This window comes from bacterium, assembly GCA_024224155.1.
Lineage (GTDB): Bacteria > Acidobacteriota > Thermoanaerobaculia > Multivoradales > JAHEKO01 > CALZIK01.
This window is the reverse complement of record JAAENP010000555.1, coordinates 1-5080: the sequence shown is the minus strand read 5'-3', so window position 1 is coordinate 5080 and position 5080 is coordinate 1. Positions and strand designations below refer to the sequence as shown.

Here is a 5080-nt window from a genome sequence, read left to right as displayed (position 1 = left end):
TGCACCGAGTCAGACGGGGCAACTTTGACCAACACGTAGTCCGGCTCGAAACCGACGTCGGTAATGGCCCGGTTGTCCGTACCGTTGCCGCTGTAGGTTCCGAATGCCGTAGTCCCAGCGACTTCCTTCCACGCGACGTAGTAGTACGGCTCGCCAGACTGGTTCACGCGGCTGTCGGAGCCAACCTGGATACCGTCGGCCTCGAAGGCCTGGATCACGTTGGAGAGAACGGCGCTCGAGCCGATTTCCAAGCTGGCGTCGCCGACCTGGCCCTGAAACCGCTGGACCGACTCGCGGGCACCGCCGCCCATCACGATGGCGTAATCGGGCTGGAACCCGAATCCGGCGATGCTGCGATTGTCCAGACCGTCGCCCGTGTAGGAACCGACGGTCATTTCGCCGGCGGTCTCTTTGAACGCTATCCAGTGGTACGTCTGGCCCGAGGTATTGACGGTAGCGTCCGACCCAACGGTAAAGCCGTTGGCGTCCAGCGATTCGATGCCATTGGCAAATTCGACCAGACCGTCCACGAACGACTTGGTCACGTCGCCGCTCATTGCCGAGGAACGGGCGACTGTGTTTCTACCCGACGCCTCCTGCTTGACGATCACGAAGTCGGGCTGGAAACCAACTCCCGTGATGGAGTTTCCGTCAACGCCGTCCCCGACATAGCTGCCGGTGACCACGGCGGCGGCCGGTGCGGCGGTAAGCGCGAGAAGCACAACGAGGATCGCCGTTCGGCAAAGAGCCGGACTAGGAGCGGTTCTGGCCGTCTTGTTTCTTTGTGTCCACATGAGAGTCAGGTCGCGGATTGTCTTCTCCCCCTCACTATGATCAGCCGCTGCCACTCCCCTGGATAGCGGCCAAACTCTCGGCGGGCTGTAGGTCAAACCCCGATATCGAGAGCGTCGCGAATGCACCAGTCCGCTCGTTCAGATCGCCTCCGCGTCAGGCTCTCGAGCCTCGAGGGAAAGCCGCACACGGCCGTACTCGTCCTCCACCCTCTTGAGGTGGGAGAGAGCCTCTGTGCCACTCCTCTCCTCGGAAGCGGCTTCCAACTGACTGCATATTTCATAGAGAGGCTCCGCCCCCACGATCGCGGCGCTCGATTTGAACTTGTGTGCGAGCTCGGCAAGTCTTTGCCATTGTCGGCACTGCATGGCCTCGCGCATCTCCTCGATGAGCCCGGGTGAAGTCGCCAAGTAGGTTCCGAGGGCCCGCGGAGCAACGTCGGTGCTCAGCCCCTGCCGGAGGTATCGATCTTGGACAGCCTGGTTAACGGCGGGCCGAACCCCGGAGCTTGGTTCCGATCCGGCCGGAAGGCGCGCACCTCTGAGACTCGGCGGCTTCGGGAGCCGAGCGGGTTTCATACCTCACTCCTGCTCGACCCGGGTGTCGATCGACATCGGTTCGGTGAGCGCGTCAGAGTGGGAGACCGACGCATTGTCGTATACGCGGGCTTCGGAGAGCACAGCCGGTAGGTTCGCTCGCTGAGTAGGTGAGAGCTCCGCACCGACAGCGCGGATAGTGCGCAACTCATGGGTCACGGTGCCCCCGACTTGTTCGACCGCCAGAGCGGCGGCCTCTGCGGTCGAGGCTTGGACGATGACCGACTCGGTTCGGGTCTCCATACCGATTAGGAGCACCGCGAGCAGGAGCACTACGATGCAGGTAACGTCCAGGATCGTTGAAAGGGAATTTGAGGTCTTCATGTTGACTTTCCTTTCGTTGGTCTTGGTGAGTGACCTGCTCGTTCACGCCAGTCACCTCCGCGAAGGGGCAAGCCGGATACCATCGTCGTATTCGAGCGCACGCATGGGTGCGGATTCAACGAAGAGTCGAATAAGACTCTATTCTTGAGTGACTTAGGGATTCGCTCGCCTGGTATGCGGGTTCCGATCCCCGTCCTTTCGGGTGGTATCCGGACCAGGGAGCTTTTCCCTGTAGTGCAGGTCGGGACGGAGGATTGGGAGGGCGTCCTACAAGAGTCTGGGCGGCAGTCTTCTTTTCTGTCGCGTGTTTCAGCCCTACTCTCTAGTTGAGATGCCATGAAGCCCATCGAAGCTCTGATCATCGACGACTGCCCTCTGGTCCGGACAATGGTTTCCGAGGCCCTGGAACGTGATGAGTTCGTGCTCACCGTAGCGGCCACGGGTGAAGAAGGACTTCAGGTCGTCAAGCGCCACCGGTTCGAAGTCATCCTTCTCGACCTTCACCTACCGGGCATGCAAGGCCTCGAGGTGCTGGCGACGCTGCGCGAGTTGGCCCAGCCTCCCGAGGTTGTCGTGCTCACCGGCCATCCGGAGCTCGACACCGCGGTGCAGGCGGTCAAGGCCGGAGCCTGCGACTACCTATCGAAGCCGTTCGACCCGTTTAAGCTGATAGCCACGCTTCGAAATGCGGCAGCCAAGTACCGCCTCCGCAGGGAAGTCGTGGCACTCGAGCACACCGTCGCCAAGCAATACGCGCGGTCGGGCGGAGTAGTGGTCGCGGAAAGCCCGGCGATGAAGAGAATCCTCGGGATCATCGACCGAGTCGCACCTTCCGAGGCCTCGATTCTGATCCGGGGCGAAACCGGCGCGGGCAAGGGGCTCGTCGCCAAGCTCATTCACAGCCGAAGCGCTCGGTCTCACGAGCCTCATTTGCACATCAACTGTGGCGCTCTCAGCGATACCCTGCTCGAGAGCGAGCTGTTCGGGCACGAAAAGGGCTCATTCACCGGGGCAGCCAGCGCCAAGCCCGGCCTGTTCGAGGTCGCGGACGGCGGAACTCTCTTTCTGGACGAGGTCGCGGAAACCAGCCCGGCCATGCAGGCAAAGCTTCTCCAGGTGCTTGACAGTGGCGAGCTGCGCCGGGTCGGGGGAACCTCCTTCTTCAAGGTAGACGTACGCATCCTGTCGGCGACCAACAAGGATCTGCAAGAGGAAATCACCGCAGGCCGCTTCCGCCGGGATCTCTTCTACCGTCTCAACGTCGTAGGCATCGATCTGCCGCCACTGCGCGAACGCCGAGAAGATATACCGGGCCTGGTTCGGCTCTATCTCGATCGACATCGCTTGCCCGGCGAGGCTGCGAAGGCGCCGACCGAAGAGGCGCTGAGAGCGCTGTGCAATTATTCCTGGCCGGGAAATGTCCGCGAGCTCGCAAACGTGATCGAGGGCATCGTGCTTCTGGCGCCCGGCGAGCGGCTCGATGAATCCGATCTACCCCAAAACATCCTGAGCGCGCAGGACCACGTGGCGCGACCGTTGAGTGATGAGCCCGCCTCGCTCGCGCAGATCCAAGCCGGGCACGTCCTTCGCACGCTGCGCTACACTCGCGGTATCAAAGCTCACGCCGCGCGGCTTCTGGGCATCGACGTCAAGACGCTCGGTAGCAAGATCAAGAAGTACGGGATCGCTCTCTGAGGCCGCTCGCCTACTCCTGTTCGACCCAGGTGTTGATCGACATCGATTCGGTGAGCGCGTCGGTCCAGAGGAAGCCGTCGGTCCAGAGGAAGCCGTCGGTCCACAGGAAGCCGTCGGTCCAGAGGAAGCCATCGGTCCAGAGGAAGCCGTCCGTCCACAGGAAGCCGTCCGTCCACAGGAAGCCGTCCGTCCAGAGAAAGCCGTCGGTCCACAAAAAGCCATCCGTCCAGAGGAACCCGTCGGTCCAGAGGAAGCCGTTCAGGCCCTCGATGTAGAAGCTGCCGTCTTCGGCCTGACGGACCAGGCCGGCATAGTGCTCGAGGCCGGCGAGATCGTTGGCGATATCGAGGCTCCGGTTCGCACGGTCCGAGTCCTCGTCCTCACTGGTCGCGAGCGCCGCGTCGTAGGCGTCGACCAGCCCGGCTCCTTGTTGGAAGATACCGAAGGCAAGTTGTCCATCGGGCTTGATCGCGGCCTTGGCCGTTCTCATGAGCCGAGTCTTGACTTGGTCCGGCGTCAGTGCCGGCTGGGCCTCGAGCATGAGGGCGACCAGTCCGCTGACCACGGCGGTGGCCTGGGAGGTACCGGTCATCGTGAAGTAGAAGCCGCCGTCGTGGTATTCGGGATGCTGTGCAGCGATGTCGGAGAAGACGCTCATCAGAGAGAGCATGTGGCCGCCGGGGGCGACGACATCGGGCTTGACGAAGCCCTCGGCGGTGGGTCCGGCCGCGGTGAAGGTGGTCAGGCGGTCGTCCGAGCGATCCTCCGGGGTGAACGAGTCGGTCATGGCGCCGACGGTGATGATGTAGGGGAGGTTTCCGGGCACGCCGACGGTCATCGGCAGCGGGCCGCCATTGCCGGCCGAGGCCACCACGACAATGCCCGCCTGCCAGGCTTGCATCACGGCCTGGTTGAGCGGATCGTCCCAGTAGTGGGAGCGCACCGGGGCGCTGAAGGAGAGATTGAGCACCCGGATGCCGTAGGCGTCCTTGTTGGAGACGATCCAATCGATGCCACGGATGACGTCGGCATAGGTGCCGTTGCCGTGCTCGTCGAAGGCCTTGACCACGACCAGGTCGGCGTCGGGGGCGATGCCGTTGAAGCCGGCACCGGAGTCGCTGGCCTTGCTGTTGAGGGCGACGGCGGCGACGTGCCCGCCGTGGCCGTTGTAGTCGGTCTTGGTGACCGCGCCCTCGAGATCGTGGTCGGCGATGGCGTCATAGTGGCCGAGCAGCCGGTTCTCGCCCGCGGTGTTGTTGTAGAGGCCGTCGTACTGGACGAGGCCGGAGTCGAGCACCGCGAGGGTGACGCCGGTGCCGGTAATCCCCAGATCGTGCAGGCGATTGGCTCCGACGAGAGCCGGATAGTGCGTGTAGGGATCTTGGTATGAGCCGAAGAAAGCCCTGAAGAGCATCCTCTCGTAGGCGAAGTCCGTCGAGCTGCCGTCGTAGGATTCGGTTGGCGCAGGCTCTTCGGAGCCGTCCGAGCTGTCGTCCGGAGGTGCGCTTTGGTCAGCCGTGTTGCTTTCGCCACTGTCTTTGGTGCCCGAGGAGGTCGAGCGGCGGCCGGACTTGCGCCGTCTCCCCTGGGTCGCGACCTTGCTGTCGGCGCGGATACGCAGGCTCGAATCGGAATCGATCAGAGCCGCCTTCTGCGCCGCGGTGAGGCGGGCG

5 protein-coding genes are annotated in these 5080 nt (G+C 63.2%); 1 reads left to right on the top strand and 4 read right to left on the bottom strand.

Annotated elements, in window-relative coordinates:
- The 3 genes from GY769_25500 to GY769_25490 all read right to left on the bottom strand — a co-directional run.
- Positions 1 to 722, bottom strand: a 722-nt coding sequence (locus GY769_25500; protein MCP4205280.1) for a hypothetical protein, incomplete at its 3' end; no start/stop codon positions are given.
- 210 nt (positions 723 to 932) lie between these two features.
- A complete protein-coding gene (locus tag GY769_25495; protein MCP4205279.1) occupies positions 933 to 1202 on the bottom strand; it encodes an Hpt domain-containing protein in 270 nt (89 codons plus the stop codon).
- 171 nt (positions 1203 to 1373) lie between these two features.
- A complete protein-coding gene (locus GY769_25490) occupies positions 1374 to 1712 on the bottom strand; it encodes a hypothetical protein (protein MCP4205278.1) in 339 nt (112 codons plus the stop codon).
- A 336-nt stretch (positions 1713 to 2048) separates the two neighbouring features.
- Here GY769_25490 and GY769_25485 point away from each other — a divergent pair, with 336 nt between their 5' ends.
- On the top strand, positions 2049 to 3407 hold the full coding sequence (locus tag GY769_25485) for a sigma-54-dependent Fis family transcriptional regulator (GenBank protein MCP4205277.1): 1359 nt from the start codon (positions 2049 to 2051) through the stop codon (positions 3405 to 3407).
- A 10-nt stretch (positions 3408 to 3417) separates the two neighbouring features.
- On the opposite strand, the gene GY769_25480 is transcribed toward GY769_25485, so the two are convergent.
- Positions 3418 to 5080, bottom strand: a 1663-nt coding sequence (locus tag GY769_25480) for a S8 family peptidase (protein MCP4205276.1), incomplete at its 5' end; no start/stop codon positions are given.

Excerpts from the sequence above, each read along its gene's own strand:
- GY769_25490 (MCP4205278.1), bottom strand. The coding sequence starts at position 1,712 with ATGAAGACCTCAAATTCCCTTTCAACGATCCTGGACGTTACCTGCATC.
- GY769_25485 (MCP4205277.1), top strand. The coding sequence starts at position 2,049 with ATGAAGCCCATCGAAGCTCTGATCATCGACGACTGCCCTCTGGTCCGG.